Genomic DNA, 24,598 nt, shown 5'->3' on the forward strand with positions numbered 1-24,598 from the left:
GGGGCAACTGGAATGATTGTAGAAGAAATTATGAATCAAAATGTAGTTACACTACATCCAAACGATACAATCGAAACAGCAATCCGAACGATACGCACGAAAGGCATTCGGCACATTCCAATTGTCGATCAAAATAATCATGTCGTAGGCATTATTTCTGATCGGGATGTAAGAGATGCAAGTCCGTCTATTTTAGATGAACAAGTTTCACTCGATATGCTACGGCAACCGCTTGAACTTATTATGAAACATCCTGTTATGACTTGCCATCCTCTCGATTTCGTTGAGGAAATCGCTACGTTATTTTTTGAAAATAAAATTGGCTGTCTTCCTGTTACAAAGGCTGGGAAGTTAGTTGGAATCATTTCTGAATCTACAGTCTTGCACACGTTAGTGAAATTAACAGGAGCACATCAACCAAGTTCACAAATTGAAATTCAAGTAAAAAATGAACCTGGTATTCTCGGAAAAGTCGTTGCTATCTTTAGTGATTTACAAATAAATATCGTGAGCGTTCTCGTCTACCCAGCAAAAGATGAGAATGATAAAGTACTCGTTTTCCGCATTCAAACGATGAATCCGCTAAAAGTGATTGATGCACTTGAAGCAGAAGGCTACCGCGTATTATGGCCGAACATTATGGGGATGCAAGCATGAGTAGCGCGTTTATTTATTCGGATGACTTTCGGGGCTATTCGTTTAGCCCTGATCATCCTTTTAACCAACTGCGCGTCACACTTACGTATGATTTATTACAAAAGAGCGGTTTTATCTCTCCCTCTCAAGTCATCCCGCCACGGATGGCTACAGATGAAGAGATTGCCTACGTTCATACAGAGGAGTACATAAATGCGGTAAAACGTGCTGGAGAAGGTAAGTTAGAAAAATCGATTGCGATGACATATGGACTCGGAACAGAAGATACACCGATGTTTCCAAATATGCACGAAGCAAGTGCGTTACTCGTTGGCGGTACGTTAACAGCTGTTGACGCTGTTCTTTCCGGAAAAGTAAAGCACGCGCTTAATTTAGGCGGCGGCTTACATCACGGCTTTCGCGGCAAGGCATCCGGATTTTGCATTTATAACGATAGTTCCATCGCAATGAAATATATTCAGAAAAAATACGGTTTACGCGTTTTATATATTGATACAGATGCTCATCATGGTGATGGTGTACAGTGGTCTTTTTACGATGATCCTAACGTATGCACCATTTCATTACATGAAACTGGGCGTTATTTATTCCCTGGAACTGGCGCTGTAAATGAACGCGGACAAGGTAATGGCTATAGTTATTCTTTTAACGTTCCACTCGATGCTTTTACAGAAGACGAATCGTTTTTAGAGTCATATCGAACTGTCGTAAAAGAAGTTGCAGCATACTTTAAACCGGATATTATTTTAACGCAAAATGGCGCTGACGCACATTATTATGATCCACTTACACACCTTTGCGCGACGATGAATATTTACCGTGAAATACCGAAGCTCGCTCGCGAAATCGCCAATGAATATTGCAACGGTCGCTGGATCGCTGTCGGCGGCGGTGGCTATGACCACTGGCGCGTGGTCCCAAGAGCTTGGGCACTTATTTGGCTCGAAATGAACAACATCCAAAACATCTCAGGTTATCTCCCTCCAGAATGGATTGACGCTTGGAAAGGACAAGCCGAAACAGAGCTTCCCCTCACATGGGAAGATCCAGACAACATGTATAAACCTATCCCCCGTAAACCAGAAATTGAAGAAAAGAATGCATTAACTGTAGCGAAATCCCTTGAAATTATTCGGAATAATATGACAAAATCTTTGTACTAAACAAAAAGGAGGCTCGTTTTGAATAGCCTCCTTTTATTTATTGTCGTTTTCTGTCGGTAAGTCGATATATTTCGAGAATCGCCGATATATCTTGAGATTCGCTGATATATTTTAATAATCGCTGATATATTTTATTTAATAATTAACTGGTCCAACTTTTATGAGAAAAGGGCGTGATATTATGTGGACACAACAAATGATCCCCACAAAACGCGGCACATTTGAACTATTTACAAAAGGAAATGGCGAACCGCTTTGTATTACACATCACTATTCACAATTTAATGAAACTGGCGATTACTTTGCGGATGTTTTCACTTCTACGCATCGTGTATTCCTCATTAATTTACGAGACGCTGGTAACTCTGTAAAAGCCAATTCAGAAAAAGAATTAAGTATGATTGAAACCGTTCACGACTTAGAAGCAATACGAGAAGCTTTACAACTCCCAACATGGCATTTCACTGGTCATTCAACAGGTGGTATGCTTGGACTTTTATATGCGATTACATATCCAAATCCCTTACAATCATTAGTCGTAGCGGGAGCCGCAGCAAGTAACTATACCGAAACACCATTTTGTATTTATAACCCAGCACATCTGCAGTTTCATTATATGCAACAACTCATCGAAAACTTAAAAAGCCCTGACCTTACAAATGAAGAACGAAAGGAACTCTCTACTAAGAGGACAAAATTATCTTTGTATAAACCTGAAAACTACAACTCTTATTTTTGTAAACCAATCAAAAAAACAATGTCTGTTAGCCGGATGAATGCTTTCTCTCACGAATATCCTTCATTTGATTTAAGAAAGTACTTACCTTCTATCAACATAAAAACGCTAATTATTTGCGGAAGGCACGATGTGCAGTGCCCAATTCAATATTCTATCGAAATGCATGAGGGCATTCGTAATTCTATTTTTGTGCCGTTTGAGGACAGTAACCATTATCCTTTTTTAGAAGAAGCCAGTCGGTTTACTTCTATTACTCAAGAATTTTTTGGGATTAAAAAGAAAATTAAGGACTCACAAAGGCAATAAGTCTAGGAAGAGAGAACAAGTTTATTAGTGCTGTTTTGCTAAAGGAGGAAAATAGGGTGAAAGAAAAATTATTAAGAGTTGGAACGACTTATATTCCAGTTACCAACGTAGAACTTTCTTCAAATTGGTATGTGAACAAATTGGGAGCAGAGTTGAACTTTAAAAACGAAGACAAAGCTATTATTAACTTTGCAAATCAAAGCTTTTTTCTAGTTAAATCCCAAGATAATCAAACCTTAAATTTTTTTGATTTTCACGGTGAAGAACGCTTTTCTATAACATTCGAAGTTAACGGATTACATGCTCTAGAATCAATTCATAGTGAATTTATTGAAAAGGAAATTCTAGTTGGAGAGATTGAAAACAGAGGGCATGCTGGGAAGAATTTTGTTTTTTATGATTTAGATGGCAATAAATTTGATGTTTGGAGTGAATTAAGTCCTATTTTCAAAGAAAAATACCTAATATAGAGTGATTTTTTACAATCAAACGTAAGTATTAAATAACATAGAAAGATACGAGGCTTATTCCATTAAAGCCTCGTTAATGAATATATTAACCTTCAAGAAAAATATTTCACTCTAGAAACAACTAAAAGAAGAACAAAAAAAACTACTAAACCTAAATCGATAAATACTGCCTTTTTATCTCCTTCTTTTAAACTTATCATAAAACTAGAAATTATTTTAATTGCAAAAAAGACCATCATAAAGAACCAACCGAAATGATCATTCGTAGAATCTTCATCATAAAACATTTGTATTGCACCAATAATTAATAAAATAAGTACGATATTAGTTCCAATCTTTAAAGCCTTGTTTGATTTATTATCTTTTGATGTATCTCCCAAAATGTAGCACACCCTCCCATGCTTTCCTATGTTTTATCTCTCTTTATATTTTAACACGAATTACCTATTATTCCCTTTTAATTCGAATAACATAAAAAACCTGCCAATAACTCGGCAGGTACATTACACGTTAAAGCGATAACCAGCTCCCCACACCGTTTCAATATATTGCGGGTGAGCAGGATCTCTTTCGATTTTTTCACGTAACTTTCTAATGTGAACAACGACAGTGGCTAAATCGCCAGCTGAGTCTAGTCCCCAAATACGTTCAAATAACTGTTCTTTATTTAATACTTGGTTTGGATGCGTTACAAAGAATGTTAATAAATCAAATTCCTTCGTTGTGAACGCGATTTCTTCATTGTTTATAAAAACTTTCCTCGCTCGTTGATCGATAGAAATTCCGTGAATATATAACGTATCACGTTGCTTACTTACATTTCCTGATAATCTTTCATAACGGGCAATATGTGCTTTTACTCGCGCGACTAATTCGCTTGGGCTAAACGGTTTCGTTATATAATCATCCGCTCCTAATCCGAGTCCGCGAATTTTATCTATATCTTCTTTTTTTGCTGAAACAAGTAAAATCGGAATATCTTTTACAGCACGTATTTGTTTACAAATTTCGAATCCGTTCATTTTCGGGAGCATAATATCTAAAATAATTAAATCATAATCTTCTTGCAGGGCTATTTGTAAACCTGTTTCTCCTGAATGCTCTACATCAACTTGGAAATCATTAATTTCTAAATAATCTCGCTGTAATTCTGCAATACTTACTTCATCTTCTATTAGTAAAATTCTTTTCAATTTACTCACCACATTCCTGTACTTTTTTCAATGTGAAGAAAATGCTCGTGCCTTTCCCAAGCTCGCTTTCCGCCCAAATATTCCCGCCATGCTCTTCAACAATTTGCTTCGCGATCGCTAAGCCAAGTCCACTTCCACCTGTACTAGAATTTCGCGATTGCTCTGCACGATAAAAACGTTCAAAAATGTAGGGAAGTGTATCCGATTCAATACCTGATCCGTTGTCCATCACTTTCACAATCACTTTATTATTATCATTCAATACTGTTACAGTAATTTTCTTCTCTTCTTTATCCATGTATTTCACACTATTATGAATTAAATTTGATATCACTCTATTTATCTTTTCGCAATCAGCCGTTACATATAGTGGTGATGCATGTAATTGTAAGTTAACTTCTATACCTTCCTTACTTAAATCCATCTGCATCTCTTCTATTAATTCTTGCATAAACATATTTAATTCAACCGTTTCAAACTGAAAGGGAACTCGATTCAAATCGAGCTTTGAAAATAAAAATAGTTCGTCAATCAGTGTATCCATATGTCTTGCTTTCGTATGGATAGTTGTTAAGTACTTATCCATTTTTTCTGGCGTATTTGCGACCCCGTCCTTTATTCCTTCTACATATCCAATAATAGATGTAATCGGTGTCTTTAGATCATGAGATATATTGGAAATGAGCTCTTTTCGATTTTCTTCATACTGCGTTTGTACTTCAATCGATTCTTTTAACTTCTTCCTCATTTCCTCAAATCCTTGATTTAATTGCCCGATTTCATCGTGCGATGTAACTGGAATTTGAAAATCTAAATTTCCTTCTTTAATTTTCTCAGTCGCATCTTTCAATACAAAGATTGGTTTTATTACACTTCTTGAGACGAGGTAACTTAATAATCCAATAAGCAAAATGGCTAACAGTAAAAGTGATACGAACAAAATCGGAAATAATTTTTGTGTAAGATCGACAAATGAACTTTGCTTTTTTAATACAAATATACTCCCCTCTTCTTCCTGAGGAAAATAAAAATCAAATTTTACATATCGATAAAAGGTATCGCCTAGTTCCGTTGTACCACGACTATTAATATTTGCTGATTCAAATTTCGGAAGAGCTTCTTTTAAAGGTACACTTTCAAATATTTTTGTAGCATAAGAAATGGTTTCTCCCTTTCTTACAACTATTTTCACACCTTCTTTTTCAAGCGATGAAACGAACGATTCATCTAATAATTGAGATTGATGTTGCTTTGCCGCTAATTTTAATTCAAGATAGGCATTCTCTTCTTCTGGCGTAAGCGGCTTTTGAATATAAGAACTTTTATAGAAATTTTTCACTGATTCCAAGTCTCCTGTTATGGAAAAAACAATTAAAAATCCCGCGACTAATATGAGCGTAATGGAAACGAGAATAACAGCAATATAAGAAAATAAAAACCTTGTTTTAATAGACATCATTTACATCCTCACTTTCCCCCGCTATTTGTGGGCAATAAGACTCCCACCTCAAAATCCGGCGAATGCGAGGGAGCTAGGTGGGAGTCGGACTGCCGGTAAACGCCCGATTGGTGAAGGCTAATAATCAGTGGGGGATGAACCCCTCCCCACTGATTAAAGTTTCACTTTACCCACCCTTCATATTCATAAGCATAAAAATATATGTTCAAATACTCAAGTGATTTTATAGTAATTTTAGCTTCAGTTTATAAAAATTTAATGTTCTTATTTTACAGTTGAAATTAGGAGGTTGAAATTCCATGTTCAAAAAAACATTAAGCATGATCTGTTGCGTAATTTTTTTGCAAGGATGCTCGCAAGAACAAGAAGTTACAAAGGAGATGACAACCATGGAAACAGCGTTACTAACAGCTACTGAGAAACAGGAAACAAACACTGTTATATCGTTACTCAAAAAAGGGGCTGACATAAATATAACGGACAATAAAGGACGTACTCCTCTTATGATTGCTACATACAAAAATGATATAAAAACCGCAAAAACGCTTATCAAAGCCGGCGCTGACGTAAATATCCAAGATGATATGAAAAACAATCCATTTCTATACGCCGGTGCGGAAGGTTACTTAGACATTTTAAAACTAACGATTGATGCTGGTGCGGATCCAGCGCTTACGAATCGGTACGGCGGAACAGCTCTTATTCCCGCATCAGAACACGGATATATTGATGTTATAAAAGAACTCCTTAACCGAACAAATATCGATGTAAACCATGTAAATAACCTCGGATGGACAGCTTTAATGGAAGCCATCGTACTAAGTAACGGAGATGAAACACAGCAACAAGTCATTCGCCTTCTTATCGAGCACGGTGCTGATGTAAATATTCCAGACAACGATGGTGTTATCCCGCTAGAACACGCTCGCGCTCATAACTTTGAAGCGATAGAGAAGATTTTATTAGAAGGACGTAAGTAAAAAGCTATTTTTTGCCTTCCTCCCCCACCCTATGCTACATTTAACCCGTTACATTAATATTAATAGGGTGGGAATAAACATGAACAAACCTAAAATTGGGATGATTGGACTTGGAAGTATTGCACAAAAAGCCTATCTTCCAACACTTACAAAAGAAACAGATTGGGATTTTGTAGGGGCGTTTACACCTAACGCAGAGAAAAGGAAACAAGTTTGCCAGCAATACCGTATTCAAGACTTTCATTCTATGGAAACATTAGCTTCTGAATGTGATGCAATTTTCGTTCATAGTTCAACTGCTACACATTATGAAATCGTTTCTGAACTTCTGAAAAAAGGCATCGATGTTTATGTTGATAAGCCGCTAGCAGCTACAGTGGAACAAGCTGAGAAACTAGTCGAGTTGAGCGAGAAGTATAATCGAAAGTTAATGGTCGGATTTAATCGCCGATTCGTTCCTATGTACGTTGCTGCCAAAGAGCAAGCTAATGATATTTCATGGATTCGAATTGAAAAGCACCGCACAAATAAAGTGGGGCCATATTCGTACGACTTTACTATGTTAGATGATTACTTACATATTGTAGATACTGCTCGCTGGTTAGCTAATGATGACCTTAACGTCGTTCACAATATGATGCAAATCAATGAAAAAAATGAACTTCTTTACGGGCATCATACATATACAACTGCAAATGGACTATTACTTTCTACAGCGATGCATCGCCATGCAGGTACAAATTTAGAACAAATTGAACTTGTAACAACAGGTAAAATCATTCGCGTAAAAAATATGAACACATTTGAAGTTGAGCAGGAAAATTCAGTTTCACAGATTGGTTCACCATCATGGGACACGACGCTAAAACAGCGTGGTTTTGAAGATGCGGTTCACCATTTTATCGAATGTGTACAAGGTAATACAAGGCCGGTTATAGATGGATTAGAAGGGTTAAAAACACAGCAATTGCTCCAATCTCTACTGCAAGCTGTAAGCAAAAATTAAAACGGATACATTTTTCATAATTTACTTTCATTCCCATTTCCTCTTTATTTCTATCACAAATTTCTATAGAATATGTTGATAGGAATTATAAATTTCATAATGAATCGTGGAAAGGATGGGATTGACACATGTGGAACGAGTTTAAAAAATTCGCGTTCAAAGGGAATGTAATCGATTTAGCTGTCGGGGTTGTAATCGGTGCTGCATTCGGTAAAATCGTTAGTTCTTTAGTAAAAGATATCATCACACCATTACTTGGTATGGTATTAGGTGGCGTTGACTTTACAGATTTAAAAATTTCATTCGGTAAATCATCTATTATGTATGGTAACTTCATCCAAACTATTTTTGATTTCTTAATTATTGCAGCTGCTATCTTTATGTTTGTTAAAGTTTTCAACAAACTAACATCTAAAAGAGAAGAAGAGGAAGAAAAGACAGAAGAAATTCCAGAACCAACAAAAGAAGAAGTTCTTCTTGGCGAAATTCGCGACTTACTAAAACAACAAAACTCTTCTAAAGATAGAGCATAATTGAACGGATAAAAGGCATGCCCCTTAGGGACATGCCTTTTTTTATGCTATAACGTTTCCGAATTCATATGAATAAATATAATAATACCTGCAACCATAAGTACCATAATGCTACCTGCAAATAGTGTAATACCGATAAACATTAAACTCGTACTTACATCTATCGAAATACTTTCAGTAAAAATTGAAATTACATACGTGATAAGGGCGATTCCTGCAAGAATACTTCCTGGAACAAATCGCTTTAAGCCATTTTGTTTTAACGTCATATATGCAAAAATAGCGGTCATACAAAGCGTAATTATCCAAAGAACGATCATCTCTTTTCCCCCCTCACAAGCCTTTTCTTTCTATTATACATGACATTGCCCTATAATAGGTGAATTTGCACTTATGTGACATATAACAAGGAATCTCCCCCACTGTAGCGAAAGCATTACAACATACACTTACACAATAAGGAGGCTTTCATTTGGAATACACTACCACATGCAATTTGGAACTAGCCGAACGATTCGATTATGTTACGATTGACTTAGAAAAACAGTTTTTTGCATCGAAGTTGTAAATTTACAAAGCAATACAGCTGTACTAAAAATATCAATTAACTTGAAAAAAAATGAAACAATGATAAAGGGAAATATAGTTCAGTACGATACTTTGTACATAGACGCATTATTACAAGGATTAAAATGTATTGCTCAAACATGTATTGATCGCAAGTTAAAAAACCAAGAGGAACTGTTCGCATTTTTAGAAGAAAATTAGTTCCAACAAAAAAAGTTTTTTCTTTTTATTGATATATACAAATTCTATTTACAAGGCGTGTTCATAATGATTTGGATTTCACTAATTGTATTAGCCTATTTCATCATTCTCGTCCCAACACAGTATAACTACATTAAAATGCTCAAAGAAAAACAGAAAAAAATGAACGTCTCACAAAATGAACTATACGATAAAATGTCTTATGAAGGATCTCAAGTACATTACCATTATCAAAGTTACGTATTTACCCTACCTGCTTCACTTGTCGCAAATATTGTTTACAAATTAAAACATTCAGCATAAGGAGGTTCTCACATATGTACGCTGTAAAATTATTGTTTGAATCTGTTCATTCAGGTGAGCCTGATCCTAGTAAAATGGATGAGCATTATGAAGAGAATCACGATACGCTTTTTGAAGAAAGTATTATTCTCGTTAAAGCAAACAGTTTAGAAGAAGCTCATGAGCTAGGAGAAAAGGTAGCTATACAATCTGTAGATACGTACGATAATATGTACGATCAGCAAGTAACGTGGAAATTTCGAAAAGTGCTTCATGTTTTCGAGTTAGACGATACGCCATTTGATACAGGAAAAGAATTGTACGCAAGATTTTTACATGTTAAGAAAAATGAAACTGTAGATACAGTAGTAAAAAAATACTACCCTGAATATGAATAAAAGCTCACAGCAATCGCTGTGAGCTTTTTTATTCTTACTTCGTTGAATCTCTAAATTGGATACGGTGAGGTAAGATAACAGTGTGATCTTCCACTTTTTCTTTGTTCATATACTTTGTTAATAGACGCATTGCTACTGCACCGATATCATACATTGGTTGTACAACTGTTGAAAGCTGTGGACGTACCATTAATGCAAGGCGTGTGTTATCAAAGCCAAGCACTTCTACATCAGTTGGTACGTTTAATCCAGCGTCTTGTGCTGCATGGATTACACCTAGTGCCATTTCATCAGAAGATACGAAGATTGCTGTTGGCTTTTCATCACTGCTCCAAAGCTTTTCAAATGCTTCGATACCTGAATCATATGTGTAATCTCCATCGATTACAAGATTTTCATCATATGAAATACTTGCTTCTTCTAAAGCTTTTTTATAACCTTGTAACTTCTTCGCGCTTCCTGCTTTATCAATGAAAGGACCAGAGACGAAACCGATACGTTTATGTCCTTGCTCAATAAAGTGCTTCATTGCATCGTAAGCTGCTTGTGTATAATCAATATTTACTGATGGCGTTTCATTTTGCTCATCAAATGATGCTGCTAATACAATCGGTACTGGAGATTTTTTGAATTCTTCAATGTGAACATCTGTAATATCTTCACCCATGAAAACAATCCCGTCCACTTGTTTCCCAAGCATCGTATTTAATAAGTGGAACTCTTTCTCTTTGTTTTGATCAGAGTTACTTAAAATGATGTTATATTTGTACATTGTTGCGATATCTTCAATTCCACGAGCAAGTTCTGCATAAAACGTATTTGAGATATCAGGAATAATAACACCCACTGTAGTTGTTTTCTTACTTGCTAGTCCACGTGCTACCGCATTTGGGCGGTATCCTAAACGATCAATTGCTTCTAATACTTTCTTTCTTGTTGTAGGCTTTACATTTGGGTTACCGTTCACAACACGTGATACGGTAGCCATTGAAACATTTGCTTCACGAGCTACATCATAGATTGTTACGTTCATCTCTTCGCACACTCCTTCTATTTATGTTATCTATTTTTATGTATCGGTTCACTTGAATGAAAAAAAGACATCAACTCTATTTGCAGATGCCAACAATCGTCCCGAGTTCTTCCTTTTACTAATGATACGATAAAAACGCAGGCTCATACAATATTTTCCCGCAAAAGTTTCGAAAAAATTCGCTTCTTTTCTCGTATTTTCGTATTTTTTATGCAAAAAAGGGCAATTTTTGTAAAAAGTCTATGTAACAAAGCCTACATAGACTAAAAAATCTTTTTATAATTTACTTCCGAATGCTTTTAATTCTTTCATAAACTCATTGAATTCTGGAATATCCATTTGTTGTGCTGCATCTGATAATGCAACTGCTGGGTCCGGATGCACTTCAGCCATAATAGCATCAGCACCAATTGCCATAGCAGCTTTTGCAGCTGGTAATAGAAGGTCACGTCGCCCTGTAGAATGCGTTACATCGACAACGACAGGTAAATGTGTTTCTTTCTTTAAAATTGGCACAGCGGAAATATCAAGCGTATTACGCGTTGCTGTTTCATATGTGCGAATACCTCGTTCACATAAAATTATATTACCGTTCCCCTCTGCCATAATATATTCTGCCGCATTAATAAATTCTTCAATTGTTGCGGATAAACCACGCTTTAATAATATCGGCTTATTTACAGCACCAGCTGCTTTTAATAGCTCGAAGTTTTGCATGTTGCGAGCGCCAATTTGAATAACATCAACATAATCTAATGCCATTTCAATATCATTCGGATTTAAAATTTCACTAATAACAGCTAAATCATATTCATCTGCAACTTGGTGTAAAATTTGCAATCCTTCTAATCCAAGACCTTGAAAATCATATGGAGATGTACGAGGCTTGAAAGCACCACCACGCATTAGTTTCAGACCTTGCTCTTTCATTGCTTCTGCAACTTGGCGTACTTGTTCATAACTTTCTACAGCACATGGTCCCATAATAAAATGTTGGTTTCCATCGCCAATTTTCTCTCCATTAATCTCCACAATCGTATCTTCTGCTTTTTTCTTACGAGAAACAAGTAGCGCTTTGCGATGATCGTCTTCTTGTAGTTCTAAACCAGCTTGAAAAATTTGTTTAAAAATATGTTGTAAGGTCGATGTTTCAAATGGACCATTATTATTCTCCGCAAGTAAATTCAACATTTCTCTTTCACGTACAGGGTCAAAACGTTTCACACCTTGTACTTCTTTTAAGTTTCCAACCTCTTGTACGAGACGGCCTCTTTCATTCAATAACTCTAATAATTGTAGGTTGATTTGATCGATGCTAGAACGTAATCGATCTAACTCTTGTGATGCCATAAGAAAGCCACCTCTTTTAAATTTCTTCATTAACTTTTTTAAGATAACTTATTATAGCTGATACATACGAGGTTGTCACACGATATACAACATAGAATAATGTATGAAAAAGATAGAAAAAAGACGTGGAAATAGCATAATAAGAAAGCAGAAAATCCGTAGTATAAATTAAAATTACTGTATTCCGGAAAATTTATAAAATAAAAAAGACAGCTTAAAAACTGTCTTTTTTATTTTATAGGAAAGAAACGAACGGTTTATCGCTGTTCTTCTCTTTTATAATAACAGCCTCGATTTTACTCTCAGACTTTATCTGTAATTGAACTTTAGCATCTTTAGGGAATTTTTCTACCATACTTTGAGCAGCCATTTGAGAAAGCGCCATTAATTCTGACTTACCATTATATTTAACGACAATATCCATCTTTAATTTATCCATCTTATTTTGCTTATAAGAAATCTTAGCATTAACAGGGATATAATCTCCTGGAGAGAATTTCTTTATTGCTTCTGAAAAATCATCTAACTTTTTATTGTCTTCTCCTTGTGCTCCCGCAAATTCTTGAGAAGGATACGAATACGATTTTTCATCAATAGTATCCCAATTTCCAAGGTTAGTCTCATTCTTTTGAACAGTAGCGTTTGAAATATAAGTACCATTCTTTAAAGAGCTTGTGCTTTCTTGCTTAAATATAGCAAACGTAATTGGAGATTTGTTATATTTATCATTTTTATTAATAGCTTCTATAAGTTGCTTGGCAACTTCAGTACCTTTAGAAATAGCTTCCTCATTAGATACACTTGAAGACATAGATAAACCAATAACTACACCAGATAAGCTTAGTTCATTTGAATTCTGTTTGCCGAAGTAGTCTTGTTCTATAATATTAGTCAAAACTGGTACTTCTTGTTTCGTAACTAATTCATCAATTGTTTTCTCTGGAATATATTGATTTAATTGTAATACGTAATTTTCTGTATCAAATTGTTTTGAAGCAATATTCATTAAACCATTTTCATATTCTGCTAAATCTAGTTTAGAATTAGTTTTAACATTAACTGTATTAATTACCTTTTGGTCTTTTAAAGGAATAACAGTTCTATAGTAATCCTTAGAAACAGCAGTTCTCGGAATCATACTTTTTTCTTTCGTATCTTTCTGCACAACTTCATCTTTCTTCTCAATAGTATTATTGCTGCAAGCCCCCAGTAATAAACTTAAGCTTGCGATGAATAACGCCATTTTCTTCATTGCTTAAAACCCACTTTCAAAAGTCAATTTACTTAGTTTTAATGTATCTATAGTGTACCATAAATATATTGCAACAAAATAAAAAAGAAGCAAGCCCTTCGCTTGCCTCCCCTATTTTACATTCTCTTCTAAAGCTTCTTTTTTAATATTCCAATGCGATGTATGCCATACTACCATTCCATCTTTTATGTATAGCACTTGCGGAGATTCATGTTTAATGCTGTACTGCTCTGCAACATGGTTCGAAACATCTCTCGCATCTTGTACGTATAAGTAATATGCTGGCACTTCTCTTTCTTCACGGCAATACGCTTGAAACTCAGTATATGCACCGTGACTAATTGGGCATGTCGTACTATGCTTAAAAAGAACGTAAGGCTCGTTCTTTTCTACTAACGCTTCAAGTTCTTCAATCGTTTCAATCTTCATCATACTCATCGTTACTCACCTCTCATGCGAAGTCTAGAGCGTTTTTCTCTCTTTTCAGCCTTCTGCTCAGCTCTCTCAAGTTTACGCTCTTCTTTTTCAACCTTTTTATCTTGTCTCGTAGCACGGTAATGATTGTATACTTCGATTGCTGCGCTGCTCCATTGTACAACTTGTGCTACTTTATCTGCGTTATTTTCAATTTCGTCCGTAACAGACTCTGATACATTGCGAAGCTTCGTATTTAAAGAGTGAATCGTCGTTCCGATTCCATCTACACCTTCTACTACTTTATTTAGCGACTGTGACTTCTGTTGAATATCATCAGCTAACGCATTTGTCTTATGTAATAATTGCTCCGTCTCTACGCTTATTCCTTGCATTTGCTTTTCTAAACCTTCTAATGTGCTCGCAACGTTTTCTAACGTTTTCTGAACCGATAACAACGTTCTGCATACATACACTACTAATACAGCGAAAGCAACCGCGATAACAGCCGCACTTACATATAAAAGAACTTGCATTTCATCACTTCCTTTATCTTTTTCATACTTTCTCCCATTATACAATCATTTTCCGTTTCGTTCTAATCCCTATCTTTTCATTAGAATTTTCATACTTATTCGTTAACTTTAACATAAATCATTCAACAAATTCCACTAAGTAGGTTACAATAGGAAGGGATACATAATTAGTAGGGAGGCTTTACATATGAAAGATCCACGCATTGAAAAGTTAGCATACAATTTAATTAACTACTCTATCCGCTTACAAAAAGGCGAAAAAGTATTAATTGAAAACTTTGGCTTACAAAAAGAACTTGTAACTGCACTTGTAAAAGAAGCATATGCAGCTGGTGGTTTCCCATTCGTTTCTTTAAAAGATCATCAAGTAGATCGCTCTTTATTAATGGGTGCTACTGAAGAACATTTCGAACAAATCGCTGCATATGAAGCGAGCGTAATGAAAGATATGGACGCTTATATCGGTCTTCGCTCTGGTGATAACATTAACGAACAAGCTGACGTTCCAAGTGAACGTATGAAAGTTCACGGCCAAACAGTTGGTAAAAAAGTTCATAGAGACATCCGCGTTCCGAAAACGCGCTGGGTTGTTCTTCGCTACCCAAATGCTTCTATGGCGCAGCTTGCTAAAATGAGCACAGAAGCTTTCGAAGACTTCTACTTCGAAGTTTGTAACTTAGACTACGGTAAAATGGATAAGGCGATGGATAGCCTTGTTACATTAATGAATAAAACAGATAAAGTTCGCCTAACTGGTCCTGGAACTGACTTAACATTCTCTATTAAAGACATTCCAGCTATTAAATGCTCAGGTCATTTAAACATTCCAGACGGTGAAGTATATTCTGCACCAGTTCGTGATTCTGTTAACGGTACAGTTTCTTACAATACACCATCACCTTACAACGGTTATACATTTGAAAATGTACAACTTAAGTTTGAAAACGGCCAAATCGTTGAAGCAACTGCAAACGATTCAGAGCGCATTAACAAAATCTTCGATACAGACGAAGGCGCACGCTACGTTGGTGAGTTCGCGATTGGCGTAAACCCATACATCTTACATCCAATGGGAGACATCCTATTCGATGAAAAAATCGATGGCAGCTTCCACTTCACACCTGGACAAGCTTATGACGATGCATGGAACGGCAACAACTCTAACATCCACTGGGATTTAGTATGCATTCAGCGCCCTGAATACGGCGGCGGCGAAATTTACTTCGACGACGTATTAATCCGTAAAGACGGACGCTTCGTTGTATCTGAACTAGAAGCTTTAAACCCAGAGAACTTAAAATAATAATAAAAACGCTCGGAAGACACTCCGAGCGTTTTTTTATTAATACTTTAATAAATCTTTCACCACATCTTCTGGCACTTTAAAACTCATTTTCTTATTTTTCATTTCAACCTCAACATAAGGGACATCTTTATAGACTGTCATAGTACCAATTTCATGCAACTCTTTTTTATCTTTACTCGAATCCAATAATTTCGGTGTATCCTCTTGATACATTTTAAACGTTTTCCCTTGCGGAGTATCTAAAGGAGCCGATTCCATTTCCCACTTATCCATTTTCATTCCTTCAAACAACTTTTTAATTTCTTTCTTATCAGTAATTGTTTTTTTATCACTCGAATCAGTAAGCGATTCAATTTCAATTTTTTGTGCTTTTTCTAAGTTCATATCTGCCTTTTCCTTCTTCGTACTACATCCTATTAAAAGAATAGATGTGGTTAGCAGAAATAAAAACAACATACAGATTTTTTTCATTTCTAATCCCCCTGCTTCTTTAGTCCATAAAAATGGAAGTAGTGAGTACCATCAATAGCCATTACTTCCCTACCATTTCTATTTTTACATATGGATTTTCTTTCTCAATAAGCGCCAAGAATTCATCCGTATCTTGCGGCATTGCAATCATATGTACTTTATATGCATTCGTCGTAATTTCAAGAGACTTCCCAACTTGGCGAATAATTCTAATATCTTTCAATACAACATCTTCATTTAAAACGCCGTATTTTAGCACACCATTTTCGATTTTATGTTTTTTAATAAATATTTCCCAAACGAGAGGGCCATTTACAATGAAGCATAACCCCACCCCAATTAGAGCTGAAACCCAATCCCCTTTTCTTGTAAAGAACATTACAATCGGATATACCACCATGAAAGCTAACGTTAGACTAACGAAAATTATTGCAGACTTACTTCTTTGAATTGGAAAGTTCATACCTACACCACCCAACCTAAATTATACCATTATTTCCATTTTAGTTCATAAAAAAAGATCATTTATAAATGACCTTTTTAAACGATATATCTATAAAATTTCTTATCTACCTCTAACACCGGAAAACTTTTTGGTAACCCTTCTATACTCACGCTTTGAAAACCATTCTTTTCGTAAAAACGGTGTGCTGCTAGAAATTTAACTGTTGTTCCTAAATAAATGTCTTCCAAGTTCTTTTCCTTCGCCCAAGAAATTGCCGTTTGAAGTAACATATGTGATGCACCCCATTCTTTTCCGCGGAACTCTTTCTTCACGAACATTTTTCTTAATGCTACTTGATCATTCCCAATATCTAATAAAGCTACCGTTCCAACTACTTTACCATCATAAGTTGCTACCCAAAAATTTCCGTTGTCCCTTTGATAGAACGTTTCTATTTCTAGTAAGTCCGGCTGCTCTTCTTTCGTAATTGGGACATTGTACTCTTTTTGCTGAATATGAACAATGAGATCTACTACTTCATCTTGAAACTTATTTTCATAAGAAATAATACAAATCTTCTCGTTCATCGAATCTTCTTCCATTCTGAAGCTAGTAAACTATACACAGCGATATCTTGAAAATGATCATATACCCATTCTTCATCTCTTAAAACCCCATCTAACTTAAACCCTAAACGTTCTGGGATTGCACGACTTTTCACATTTTCAACACCGCACCTGATTTCAATTTTATTCAGCTTTAAATTTTCAAATGCATAGTGAAGCACAGTTTTCACACTTCGCGTCATAATACCTTTTCCACCAGCATCTTCTGCAAGATAATATCCAAGGCTCGTCGCTTTTTTACCCCAGCTCACCGGATGAATCCCCACCATCCCAACGAGCTTTCCTTTATAACGTATACCAGTTTCAAACCCATCTCCTTCTGCAAATTTCTTTAACCACATCGGAAAAATCTCATTATACGCATCAGCAGATTTCGTCCCATCTACCCATGGAAGCCATCTTCTTAAATGGGTACGATTCTGATCTATTAATTCATATAGTTCCTCTTTATGATGTTTTTCTAATAGTTGTAGTTCAATTTCATCATCTACTCGAAGTGTGAACATGTTTTTTATCCCCTTTTAGTTTTCTTATTATTCTAACACTTAAAGGTACAAAATGTTAAATATTCATACTTTTTTTGGTTTTATTTGTATAAAACCAGAAGAATACAATACACCCGTAACAACTAATATCATTCCTACGGATTGTGCGGGCGTTATATTCACTCCTTCAATAAAAGAAATAAACATTGTAACAACAGGTACTAGATTAAAAAATAAGGATGTTCTTGCTGTCCCAATTTGAGCAATTCCATTATTCCACCATAAGTAACCGAGCACACTCATTCCAATTGCCATAAAAAGAATCGCTCCCCAAGCTAACAAAGGAATTTCCAAAACTGGTACTATACTTTTTTGAGTGAAAGATATCACAATAAAAGCAAGGGCACCAATAGTCATCGTATATGTCGTAGTTTGTATTGGGCTACCAGTTTTAATAAACCTTCTGCCTAGCACACCGTATAACGCCCAGCAAATATTCCCTAACAAAATATAAAAATCTCCTTTTGAAAATGATAAATTTTGTAGTATTGCAAACGAACCTTGTGTAAGTACAAAGACAACACCTAGTAATGCAAGTAACATTCCGATACCTTGGCGCTTTATGATTTTCTCTCGTAAAATGACACTTGCTAACAGCGTCGTAACGAACGGGTTCGTCGCCATAATCAGTGCACCATTAATAGCTTCTGTATGTTTCATACCTAAAAAGAAAAAGAAGTTAAAACCGAATACACCAACAATACCTAGCAAAAGGTAATAAGTCCTATTCTCCCTCCATACCGCTACCTCAAAATCTTTTCGTATTTTTAACAAACATAACATCACAAATGCAGCAATTCCAAAGCGCCATGCTGCTATATGAATCGCTTCAAAATACTGCACGGCATATTTCGAAGCATTAAATGTCCCACCAGTGAAAATTGCAAATCCAAGTAACTGAGCGTATACTTTATTCTTCATTGTCAGCCTCCGATTTTTCCCCTTCTAAAAAACCGTAATAAATTTCTAGCTTCTCCTCCGTTAACTGAACAACTTTTTGCAATTGTTCCTGCTGTTCTTTTAATCGCTCCAAGTGAGTTGTTAAAATTGAAATTCTCTTTTTTACTTTCGCTGGTACTTCCTCTTTTCTCTGCCTAATCTCCTCTATAATACATCCATCACTTGCAAACTCAGCCATCTCTTCTAATGACATTCCAGTTTGTTTTAACGAATATAAAAATTTTAATAGACGCACATCACCTTCTGTATATTGACGAATCCCGCTATTTCGCGTTGGTGGTGGTAATAATCCTAATTTCTCATAGTAACGCAAAGTATGAATGCCCATCCCTGTTAATTCTGCTACTTCACCGATTTTATACATGTTCTCTCCCCCTTATTTTATATTTTCATCTTACAACCTAGAGTTAACTCTAGGTCAATACGTAAATAAAAAACCAACTATATATGATTGATATCTAGATATGAATCATATATAGTTAAAGTATGGAAAAAAATGATAATTTTATAATTCAATTAAGAAAAGGTGTTTTTGATCTCGCTATTTTGTCTTTAATAAGTAAACAACCTATGTACGGATATGAAATCACAAGCGCATTACAAGAAATCCCTGTATTCCATATTCCAAATGGTTCGATTTACCCTATATTAAATCGAATCACAAAAAACAATTGGGCTGTTTCCTATTGGGAAGAGTCTGGTGATGGCCCAAAAAGAAAATACTATCGAATTACAGACGAAGGGAGAGAAATTTTATATAGTCGCTTACATGATTATGATGCAGTGTATCAAGCTCTAATGTTACTAGCTAAAGGAGAGGATAAAAAATGAACAAAGAACAATTCTTTGCAAATGAACTCATTACTTCTTTCTTACAGGATTTCCACAAAGGTTTAATGAACTTACCTACGTCAGCAAGAGAACAACATGTGCTCGAAATCAAATCCGATTTATATGAAAATGCATTAAGTAAAGAAAGTGAAGGGATACCATCAGCAAGCATTCCTTCACAAGTGATTGAAGAATTTCTTCCTCCAAAAGAATTAGCACAGGAAATTGCAGTAGAATATACAGATGTTATTCAACATGCACAGCAATCTACAAATACATTTATCAAATACTTTACTGGGTTCTCAGTTGCTCCACTCGGTGCTCTATCAACGCCTATCGCACTAGGTTTTATAAATATTTCAGCTAACTTACCATTTTTGTTAGCCTTTATTGCAAGCAACATTTGGTTCATCTATAGGGAAAATCATTGGAATACAGATTTATTAAAGTTTTTTAAAACAGTTATTACCTTTAGTTCTAGCGTTTTAATTGCTCTTCCATTTGCATTTTTCGCGATTCGAATTATGATAACAAAACAATTCGATATGTTTTCATTCTATTATTTAATTGGATATGTACTTTTTAGTTCACTATATATGGTTTTATTAAAACAACTATACAAAAAGAATAAACAATACCAACATATCAACGCTTTTTAAAATATATCAAACACAATAAAAAAAGACGCACAGCTAATGAACTGCACCCCAATTGTTAGACACGACTAACAATTGGAGGTGCAGTTTTTTTATGGCTAAATTTTCTTCAAAAGAAAAAATACAAGCAGTAAAACGATATTTAGAAGGCCCAGAAGGCGGGACAAGCATTGCTAAATCTATAGGCGTGGATCAGCGGGTATTTTATCACTGGATTAGCCGATATGAATATTCCGGTGAAAAAGCTTTTGAAAAACGCTATACATCTTACTCTACGCAATTTAAACTAGACGTACTTAACTATATGATTGAAAATAGGACGTCTATCAGGGAAACAGCGGCAATTTTTAATATTCCATCTTATGAAACGGTTCGTAAATGGAAAGTAGCTTATGAAACAGAAGGATTGGATGCCCTACAACTTAAAGAAAAGAGGCATCCGTCTATGAATAATAAAAATCACAAAATAGTGAAAAAGCAATTACCAGTCGAAGGCTCCATTGAAGAACTCCAAGAGGAGTTAGAAAGGTTACGTATGGAGAATGCGTATTTAAAAAAGTTGAATGCCTTAGTTCAAAACAAACAGAAGTCACAAAAAAAGACAAAGCGCAAGTAGTTTATGAATTAAGGCATCAATTTCCGGTACAATCACTTTTAGTGCTTGCCAATATTCCACGTAGCACATATTATTATTGGTTAAAAAATGCCAAACGTCCGGATCCAGATGCAGATTTGAAAGTATTAATTCAAGCTGTTTATCATGAACATGAAGGCCGTTATGGTTATCGCCGTATTCGTGATGAACTTACTAATCGTGGACATAAAATAAATCACAAAAAGATACAACGCATTATGAAAGAATTAGGATTAAAGTGTTTGGTCCGTATGAAGAAATATCGCTCTTATAAAGGAACTGTTGGAAAGATTGCCCCTAATATTTTAGAACGTAATTTCAAAGCAGAAAGGCCAAACGAAAAATGGGTCACGGATATTACGGAGTTTAAATTATTTGGAGAGAAATTATATGTATCGCCAATGTTGGACTTGTTTAATGGTGAAATTATCACGTATACAATTGGTTCAAGGCCAACCTACGCCCTTGTTTCTAATATGTTAGACCAATCCTTTGAACGCTTAACAGATGAGGATGCCCTCCTTATTCATTCCGATCAAGGTTGGCACTATCAAATGAAAAAATACCGTGATTCTCTTCATAAACGTGGTATTACACAAAGTATGTCTCGGAAAGGGAACTGTTACGATAACGCAGTTATCGAAAATTTCTTTGGTATTATGAAATCTGAATTTTTATATCGAAAAGACTTTAAGAATATGGAACATTTTGAACAAGAACTAGCAAAATATATATCTTACTATAATCATAAGAGAATTAAGGCAAAATTAAAGGGTATGAGTCCGATACAATACCGGACCCACGCCCAAAACGCTGCCTAATGAAATAACCATGTCTAACTTTTAGGGGTCACTTCATAAGCTATGCGTCTTTTTTATTACTTCTCTGCAACTTGAACTTCTTTTACGTAAGCTGCTTCGAATTTTTGGATGTCTCCTGCGCCCATGAAAATTAAAACGCCGTTTTTATGTTTCTTTAATACATCCGTTGTTGTATCTGTAATTAGTTCTGCACCGTCAATACGCTTTTGCAGATCTTCAATTGTTAATTCACCTTTGTTTTCGCGCGCTGATCCGAAAATATCACATAAGTATACTTGGTCAGCTTTGCTTAGGCTTTCAGCAAACTCATCTAAGAACTTTTCTGTACGTGAGAATGTGTGCGGCTGGAATACAGCGACAACTTCACGCTCTGGATGTTTTTGACGAGCTGCTTCAATCGTTGCATTAATTTCTGTCGGATGGTGTGCATAGTCATCGATGATAACTTGCTCTCCCATTGGCTTTTCATTAAAGCGACGTTTTACGCCTTCAAAAGTTGTTAGCTGATGCTTAACTGCTTCTACATCAACGTTTTCATAATGGCAAAGCGCAATTACTGCTAATGCATTTAATACGCTGTGATCGCCATATCCTGTGATTTTGAACGTATCATAATACGTATTACGAACAAATACATCGAATATAGTACCATCAGTTCTCTTTTGGATGTTACGTGCTTGGAAATCATTATCTTCTCCAAATCCATAGAAAATAACAGGTACTTTCGCTTGAATTTTTTGAAGTTCTTCATCATCACCACATGCAATAATGCCCTTTTTCACTTGCAATGCCATCTCTTGGAATGCACTGAATACATCATTGATGTCTGAAAAATAATCCGGGTGATCGAAATCAATATTTGTCATGATTGCATAGTCTGGATAGTAAGACAAGAAATGACGACGATACTCACAAGCTTCAAATACAAAATACTTACTATTTTCTACCCCATGCCCAGTTCCATCTCCAATAAGGTAAGATGTTGGGTGTGCGCCTTGCATTACATGGGCTAACAAACCTGTAGTTGATGTTTTTCCATGTGCACCAGTTACAGCAACACTTGTGTACTGATTCATAAGATCACCTAAGAAGTGATGGTAACGATGTACTGGGATATTTAATTCTTTTGCTGCTACGATTTCTTCATGCGTATCAGGAAATGCATTTCCTGCGATAATCACTTGTCCTTCTTTAATATTATTTTTATCAAAAGGAAGGATGGAAATACCACGCTTTTCCAATGCTGTTTGTGTAAAGAAACGCTTTTCATAATCAGACCCTTGAACAGTATGCTTCATGTCATGAAGAATTTGCGCTAATGAACTCATTCCTGTTCCTTTAATTCCTACAAAATGGTAAACTGTCATCTTAAAGAACCTCCAACATTTCGAACTAATACAACGGCCTATCTATAAGACAGTATATGAATCTTTTCTTATTTTGGTAATCATCATACATTTCTGATAAGCGAAGTTTTCTTTAATCTTCACTTATCAGGATAACCACGTACGTACTTCTTTTTATGTCCATAACAAACTTATTATAGCAAAAAATCAGCTGTTATACTATGATAACAGAAAAACTGATAGGGTCAATCACCTATCAGTTTTTCTCATTTTTACATATCTTCTTTTGTTTCTAATTGAACACGCTCTAGACGTGGATTTGGACGGTATTTACGACCAGCTTTTGCTTCTGGTTTTCCATTTAATTCTACGTTATCACCAGTAAAGCCAATATTCATTTTTAATAAGCTACTTCCTACTCCGTATATATCGACAGGAACATTTTGAGCTTCAAATTCACGAATACGCTTCTCATCAAAACCACCAGTTACAACGATATCTACATGTTGGAACCCTTCCTCATCAAGAGCCTTACGAAGTGCAAATACAAGCGATGGATTTACACCACGTGGATCAAATGTTCCAAGTACTTCTGGGTGACGAATGAAGTATTGATCAATCATTGTACGAGACGTATCGACACGCACACCTTTTAATGTTGATCCAAATTCACGCGCTACGCGAAGTGCATCTGTAATGACATCATTATTGTAATCAATTAATACAACTAATTCATCTTCTGGGAATTTTTTATGATACGCTTTTGCAGCTTCAACAACATCACCATTAAACATTTGAATTAATGCGTGAGGCATCGTCCCCATACCACTTCTGCCCCACCACTCATTCATTGCATGCGTCGCTTGTGCGCTCATACCTCCGATGTATGCCGCATAACCGTCACCAGCTTGTTGCGTATAATGATCATCACGATCTCCCATGAAAATAACTGGTTTTTCTTTATCTACACTACGTGCAGCTTGGACAACGTTATATACGTTTGTCGCAACTGATGTACGACGAGCTAAAATCCCATCAATTACACCTTCTAAAAATCCGAAATTTTCATAAGGACCATGAATTGTTAAAACAGTTTCAAACGGACTAATATTATCGCCATCCTTTAAAGAATAAATTTCTAATTCCTCAGGATTTTTGGCAAATGTTTGTAGCAATGCGATTACCTCATCTGTTCCGCAAAGAACCGCATGTTCTTTTTGGAAAAACTGCATCGTTACAACACTTTTCGGGCGAAATTCTTCAATGATTTCTCTAGTTTTTAAAAAGTAAACGGCAGAGAACCAACCTTCTCCAACACGTTCATCAAATTTAAATGTTTTATTTGTTAGTCGATTTATTTCACCTTTTAATTTTAATTCAATTTCTTTCATGTCGCTTTACTCCCTACTTTACTATCC

30 protein-coding genes and 1 pseudogene are annotated in these 24,598 nt (G+C 35.6%); 14 read left to right on the forward strand and 17 right to left on the reverse strand.

What is annotated here, in order from left to right; all coding sequences use genetic code 11:
• Positions 1-12 precede the first annotated feature (12 nt).
• From ACP6L7_RS20165 to ACP6L7_RS20180, 4 genes are all read left to right on the forward strand, one after another.
• A complete protein-coding gene (locus ACP6L7_RS20165; RefSeq protein WP_002145365.1) occupies positions 13-657 on the forward strand; it encodes an acetoin utilization AcuB family protein in 645 nt (214 codons plus the stop codon).
• Positions 654-1,820: an acetoin utilization protein AcuC gene (gene acuC / locus ACP6L7_RS20170; protein ID WP_097833097.1), complete on the forward strand. Its 1,167-nt coding sequence runs from the start codon at positions 654-656 to the stop codon at positions 1,818-1,820. The genes ACP6L7_RS20165 and acuC overlap by 4 nt, the downstream gene beginning before the upstream one ends.
• Positions 1,821-1,980: 160 nt before the next feature.
• On the forward strand, positions 1,981-2,865 hold the full coding sequence (locus ACP6L7_RS20175; RefSeq protein WP_170961011.1) for an alpha/beta fold hydrolase: 885 nt from the start codon (positions 1,981-1,983) through the stop codon (positions 2,863-2,865).
• A 56-nt stretch (positions 2,866-2,921) separates the two neighbouring features.
• A complete protein-coding gene (locus ACP6L7_RS20180) occupies positions 2,922-3,335 on the forward strand; it encodes a VOC family protein (RefSeq protein WP_430529362.1) in 414 nt (137 codons plus the stop codon).
• Between the two features lie 92 nt (positions 3,336-3,427).
• Here the strand turns inward: ACP6L7_RS20180 and ACP6L7_RS20185 are convergent, their stop codons facing one another.
• The 3 genes from ACP6L7_RS20185 to ACP6L7_RS20195 form a co-directional block, all read right to left on the reverse strand.
• Positions 3,428-3,715 (reverse strand): hypothetical protein, encoded by a 288-nt coding sequence (locus ACP6L7_RS20185; protein ID WP_097833100.1) that lies wholly within the window; start codon positions 3,713-3,715, stop codon positions 3,428-3,430.
• 123 nt (positions 3,716-3,838) lie between these two features.
• Positions 3,839-4,528: a response regulator transcription factor gene (locus tag ACP6L7_RS20190; protein WP_097833101.1), complete on the reverse strand. Its 690-nt coding sequence runs from the start codon at positions 4,526-4,528 to the stop codon at positions 3,839-3,841.
• Position 4,529: 1 nt separating this feature from the next.
• On the reverse strand, positions 4,530-5,984 hold the full coding sequence (locus ACP6L7_RS20195) for a sensor histidine kinase (RefSeq protein ID WP_097833102.1): 1,455 nt from the start codon (positions 5,982-5,984) through the stop codon (positions 4,530-4,532).
• Between the two features lie 302 nt (positions 5,985-6,286).
• Between ACP6L7_RS20195 and ACP6L7_RS20200 the strand changes: the two genes are divergently transcribed.
• From ACP6L7_RS20200 to mscL, 3 genes are all read left to right on the forward strand, one after another.
• Positions 6,287-6,967, forward strand: a complete 681-nt coding sequence (locus ACP6L7_RS20200; RefSeq protein WP_097833103.1) for an ankyrin repeat domain-containing protein — start codon at positions 6,287-6,289, stop codon at positions 6,965-6,967.
• Positions 6,968-7,046: 79 nt separating this feature from the next.
• Positions 7,047-7,973, forward strand: coding sequence for a Gfo/Idh/MocA family protein (locus ACP6L7_RS20205; protein ID WP_097833104.1), 927 nt, complete (start codon positions 7,047-7,049; stop codon positions 7,971-7,973).
• Between the two features lie 128 nt (positions 7,974-8,101).
• Positions 8,102-8,506 carry a large-conductance mechanosensitive channel protein MscL gene (mscL, locus tag ACP6L7_RS20210; protein ID WP_097833105.1) on the forward strand — a complete coding sequence of 135 codons (405 nt, stop codon included), beginning with the start codon at positions 8,102-8,104 and terminating at the stop codon, positions 8,504-8,506.
• A 47-nt stretch (positions 8,507-8,553) separates the two neighbouring features.
• Here mscL and ACP6L7_RS20215 read toward each other — a convergent pair whose 3' ends face one another.
• Complete coding sequence (locus ACP6L7_RS20215; RefSeq protein ID WP_071748348.1) at positions 8,554-8,826, reverse strand: DUF3917 domain-containing protein; 273 nt, start codon at positions 8,824-8,826, stop codon at positions 8,554-8,556.
• Between the two features lie 152 nt (positions 8,827-8,978).
• On the opposite strand from ACP6L7_RS20215, the pseudogene dhp61 reads away from it, so the two are divergent.
• From dhp61 to ACP6L7_RS20230, 3 genes and pseudogenes are all read left to right on the forward strand, one after another.
• Positions 8,979-9,274, forward strand: a pseudogene (dhp61, locus tag ACP6L7_RS20220) (protein Dhp61).
• 66 nt (positions 9,275-9,340) lie between these two features.
• Entirely contained in the window at positions 9,341-9,577 is a 237-nt protein-coding gene (locus ACP6L7_RS20225) for a DUF3949 domain-containing protein (RefSeq protein WP_097833106.1), read from the forward strand.
• Positions 9,578-9,591: 14 nt separating this feature from the next.
• The gene (locus tag ACP6L7_RS20230; protein WP_097833107.1) at positions 9,592-9,954 is read left to right on the forward strand and encodes a DUF4288 domain-containing protein; all 363 of its coding nucleotides are present in this window, start codon (positions 9,592-9,594) and stop codon (positions 9,952-9,954) included.
• Positions 9,955-9,988: 34 nt separating this feature from the next.
• Here ACP6L7_RS20230 and ccpA read toward each other — a convergent pair whose 3' ends face one another.
• The 5 genes from ccpA to ACP6L7_RS20255 form a co-directional block, all read right to left on the reverse strand.
• Positions 9,989-10,987, reverse strand: coding sequence for a catabolite control protein A (ccpA, locus tag ACP6L7_RS20235; RefSeq protein ID WP_097833108.1), 999 nt, complete (start codon positions 10,985-10,987; stop codon positions 9,989-9,991).
• 276 nt (positions 10,988-11,263) lie between these two features.
• The gene (locus ACP6L7_RS20240) at positions 11,264-12,337 is read right to left on the reverse strand and encodes a bifunctional 3-deoxy-7-phosphoheptulonate synthase/chorismate mutase (protein ID WP_097833109.1); all 1,074 of its coding nucleotides are present in this window, start codon (positions 12,335-12,337) and stop codon (positions 11,264-11,266) included.
• A 235-nt stretch (positions 12,338-12,572) separates the two neighbouring features.
• On the reverse strand, positions 12,573-13,589 hold the full coding sequence (locus tag ACP6L7_RS20245) for a CamS family sex pheromone protein (protein WP_097833110.1): 1,017 nt from the start codon (positions 13,587-13,589) through the stop codon (positions 12,573-12,575).
• A 111-nt stretch (positions 13,590-13,700) separates the two neighbouring features.
• A complete protein-coding gene (ytxJ, locus tag ACP6L7_RS20250) occupies positions 13,701-14,027 on the reverse strand; it encodes a bacillithiol system redox-active protein YtxJ (RefSeq protein ID WP_097833111.1) in 327 nt (108 codons plus the stop codon).
• Positions 14,028-14,029: 2 nt separating this feature from the next.
• Positions 14,030-14,539 (reverse strand): DUF948 domain-containing protein, encoded by a 510-nt coding sequence (locus ACP6L7_RS20255; protein ID WP_097833124.1) that lies wholly within the window; start codon positions 14,537-14,539, stop codon positions 14,030-14,032.
• Between the two features lie 187 nt (positions 14,540-14,726).
• Between ACP6L7_RS20255 and ACP6L7_RS20260 the strand changes: the two genes are divergently transcribed.
• Entirely contained in the window at positions 14,727-15,842 is a 1,116-nt protein-coding gene (locus ACP6L7_RS20260; RefSeq protein WP_000654730.1) for an aminopeptidase, read from the forward strand.
• Positions 15,843-15,881: 39 nt separating this feature from the next.
• Here the strand turns inward: ACP6L7_RS20260 and ACP6L7_RS20265 are convergent, their stop codons facing one another.
• The 6 genes from ACP6L7_RS20265 to ACP6L7_RS20290 form a co-directional block, all read right to left on the reverse strand.
• The gene (locus ACP6L7_RS20265; protein ID WP_097833112.1) at positions 15,882-16,316 is read right to left on the reverse strand and encodes a hypothetical protein; all 435 of its coding nucleotides are present in this window, start codon (positions 16,314-16,316) and stop codon (positions 15,882-15,884) included.
• Positions 16,317-16,377: 61 nt separating this feature from the next.
• Entirely contained in the window at positions 16,378-16,779 is a 402-nt protein-coding gene (locus ACP6L7_RS20270; RefSeq protein ID WP_097833113.1) for a PH domain-containing protein, read from the reverse strand.
• Positions 16,780-16,856: 77 nt separating this feature from the next.
• Entirely contained in the window at positions 16,857-17,348 is a 492-nt protein-coding gene (locus tag ACP6L7_RS20275) for a GNAT family N-acetyltransferase (protein WP_097833114.1), read from the reverse strand.
• Entirely contained in the window at positions 17,345-17,893 is a 549-nt protein-coding gene (locus tag ACP6L7_RS20280; protein ID WP_097833115.1) for a GNAT family N-acetyltransferase, read from the reverse strand. The genes ACP6L7_RS20275 and ACP6L7_RS20280 overlap by 4 nt, the downstream gene beginning before the upstream one ends.
• A 63-nt stretch (positions 17,894-17,956) precedes the next feature.
• The gene (locus ACP6L7_RS20285) at positions 17,957-18,853 is read right to left on the reverse strand and encodes a DMT family transporter (RefSeq protein ID WP_097833116.1); all 897 of its coding nucleotides are present in this window, start codon (positions 18,851-18,853) and stop codon (positions 17,957-17,959) included.
• Entirely contained in the window at positions 18,843-19,256 is a 414-nt protein-coding gene (locus ACP6L7_RS20290; RefSeq protein ID WP_097833117.1) for a MerR family transcriptional regulator, read from the reverse strand. The genes ACP6L7_RS20285 and ACP6L7_RS20290 overlap by 11 nt, the downstream gene beginning before the upstream one ends.
• A 122-nt stretch (positions 19,257-19,378) precedes the next feature.
• Here ACP6L7_RS20290 and ACP6L7_RS20295 point away from each other — a divergent pair, with 122 nt between their 5' ends.
• From ACP6L7_RS20295 to ACP6L7_RS20305, 3 genes are all read left to right on the forward strand, one after another.
• Entirely contained in the window at positions 19,379-19,723 is a 345-nt protein-coding gene (locus ACP6L7_RS20295) for a PadR family transcriptional regulator (RefSeq protein ID WP_097833118.1), read from the forward strand.
• Positions 19,720-20,382: an HAAS signaling domain-containing protein gene (locus ACP6L7_RS20300; RefSeq protein ID WP_097833119.1), complete on the forward strand. Its 663-nt coding sequence runs from the start codon at positions 19,720-19,722 to the stop codon at positions 20,380-20,382. Before ACP6L7_RS20295 ends, ACP6L7_RS20300 begins: the two co-directional genes overlap by 4 nt.
• 91 nt (positions 20,383-20,473) lie before the next feature.
• Positions 20,474-21,834, forward strand: a protein-coding gene (locus tag ACP6L7_RS20305; RefSeq protein ID WP_430528870.1) for an IS3 family transposase whose coding sequence is annotated in 2 segments (ribosomal slippage) — positions 20,474-20,930 and positions 20,930-21,834 — 1,362 coding nt in all. Because the reading frame shifts where the segments join, the coding sequence is not laid out codon by codon here.
• Positions 21,835-21,890: 56 nt separating this feature from the next.
• Here the strand turns inward: ACP6L7_RS20305 and murC are convergent.
• Positions 21,891-23,201, reverse strand: coding sequence for a UDP-N-acetylmuramate--L-alanine ligase (gene murC / locus ACP6L7_RS20310; protein WP_097833120.1), 1,311 nt, complete (start codon positions 23,199-23,201; stop codon positions 21,891-21,893).
• 251 nt (positions 23,202-23,452) lie between these two features.
• A complete protein-coding gene (locus ACP6L7_RS20315; RefSeq protein ID WP_097833121.1) occupies positions 23,453-24,571 on the reverse strand; it encodes a nicotinate phosphoribosyltransferase in 1,119 nt (372 codons plus the stop codon).
• Positions 24,572-24,598: the final 27 nt, after the last annotated feature.

The organism is Bacillus silvicola (assembly GCF_050524305.1).
In the GTDB taxonomy this organism is placed as follows: domain Bacteria; phylum Bacillota; class Bacilli; order Bacillales; family Bacillaceae_G; genus Bacillus_A; species Bacillus_A cereus_AT.

Bases quoted from the DNA above. Each gene is read 5' to 3' on its own strand.
- ACP6L7_RS20165 (WP_002145365.1), top strand. From the start codon at position 13: ATGATTGTAGAAGAAATTATGAATCAAAATGTAGTTACACTACATCCA.
- acuC (WP_097833097.1), top strand. From the start codon at position 654: ATGAGTAGCGCGTTTATTTATTCGGATGACTTTCGGGGCTATTCGTTT.
- ACP6L7_RS20175 (WP_170961011.1), top strand. From the start codon at position 1,981: ATGAGAAAAGGGCGTGATATTATGTGGACACAACAAATGATCCCCACA.
- ACP6L7_RS20195 (WP_097833102.1), bottom strand. From the start codon at position 5,984: ATGTCTATTAAAACAAGGTTTTTATTTTCTTATATTGCTGTTATTCTC.
- ACP6L7_RS20200 (WP_097833103.1), top strand. From the start codon at position 6,287: ATGTTCAAAAAAACATTAAGCATGATCTGTTGCGTAATTTTTTTGCAA.
- ACP6L7_RS20205 (WP_097833104.1), top strand. From the start codon at position 7,047: ATGAACAAACCTAAAATTGGGATGATTGGACTTGGAAGTATTGCACAA.
- mscL (WP_097833105.1), top strand. From the start codon at position 8,102: ATGTGGAACGAGTTTAAAAAATTCGCGTTCAAAGGGAATGTAATCGAT.
- ACP6L7_RS20215 (WP_071748348.1), bottom strand. From the start codon at position 8,826: ATGATCGTTCTTTGGATAATTACGCTTTGTATGACCGCTATTTTTGCA.
- ACP6L7_RS20225 (WP_097833106.1), top strand. From the start codon at position 9,341: ATGATTTGGATTTCACTAATTGTATTAGCCTATTTCATCATTCTCGTC.
- ACP6L7_RS20230 (WP_097833107.1), top strand. From the start codon at position 9,592: ATGTACGCTGTAAAATTATTGTTTGAATCTGTTCATTCAGGTGAGCCT.
- ccpA (WP_097833108.1), bottom strand. From the start codon at position 10,987: ATGAACGTAACAATCTATGATGTAGCTCGTGAAGCAAATGTTTCAATG.
- ACP6L7_RS20240 (WP_097833109.1), bottom strand. From the start codon at position 12,337: ATGGCATCACAAGAGTTAGATCGATTACGTTCTAGCATCGATCAAATC.
- ACP6L7_RS20245 (WP_097833110.1), bottom strand. From the start codon at position 13,589: ATGAAGAAAATGGCGTTATTCATCGCAAGCTTAAGTTTATTACTGGGG.
- ytxJ (WP_097833111.1), bottom strand. From the start codon at position 14,027: ATGAGTATGATGAAGATTGAAACGATTGAAGAACTTGAAGCGTTAGTA.
- ACP6L7_RS20255 (WP_097833124.1), bottom strand. From the start codon at position 14,539: ATGCAAGTTCTTTTATATGTAAGTGCGGCTGTTATCGCGGTTGCTTTC.
- ACP6L7_RS20260 (WP_000654730.1), top strand. From the start codon at position 14,727: ATGAAAGATCCACGCATTGAAAAGTTAGCATACAATTTAATTAACTAC.
- ACP6L7_RS20265 (WP_097833112.1), bottom strand. From the start codon at position 16,316: ATGAAAAAAATCTGTATGTTGTTTTTATTTCTGCTAACCACATCTATT.
- ACP6L7_RS20270 (WP_097833113.1), bottom strand. From the start codon at position 16,779: ATGAACTTTCCAATTCAAAGAAGTAAGTCTGCAATAATTTTCGTTAGT.
- ACP6L7_RS20275 (WP_097833114.1), bottom strand. From the start codon at position 17,348: ATGAACGAGAAGATTTGTATTATTTCTTATGAAAATAAGTTTCAAGAT.
- ACP6L7_RS20280 (WP_097833115.1), bottom strand. From the start codon at position 17,893: ATGTTCACACTTCGAGTAGATGATGAAATTGAACTACAACTATTAGAA.
- ACP6L7_RS20285 (WP_097833116.1), bottom strand. From the start codon at position 18,853: ATGAAGAATAAAGTATACGCTCAGTTACTTGGATTTGCAATTTTCACT.
- ACP6L7_RS20290 (WP_097833117.1), bottom strand. From the start codon at position 19,256: ATGTATAAAATCGGTGAAGTAGCAGAATTAACAGGGATGGGCATTCAT.
- ACP6L7_RS20295 (WP_097833118.1), top strand. From the start codon at position 19,379: ATGGAAAAAAATGATAATTTTATAATTCAATTAAGAAAAGGTGTTTTT.
- ACP6L7_RS20300 (WP_097833119.1), top strand. From the start codon at position 19,720: ATGAACAAAGAACAATTCTTTGCAAATGAACTCATTACTTCTTTCTTA.
- murC (WP_097833120.1), bottom strand. From the start codon at position 23,201: ATGACAGTTTACCATTTTGTAGGAATTAAAGGAACAGGAATGAGTTCA.
- ACP6L7_RS20315 (WP_097833121.1), bottom strand. From the start codon at position 24,571: ATGAAAGAAATTGAATTAAAATTAAAAGGTGAAATAAATCGACTAACA.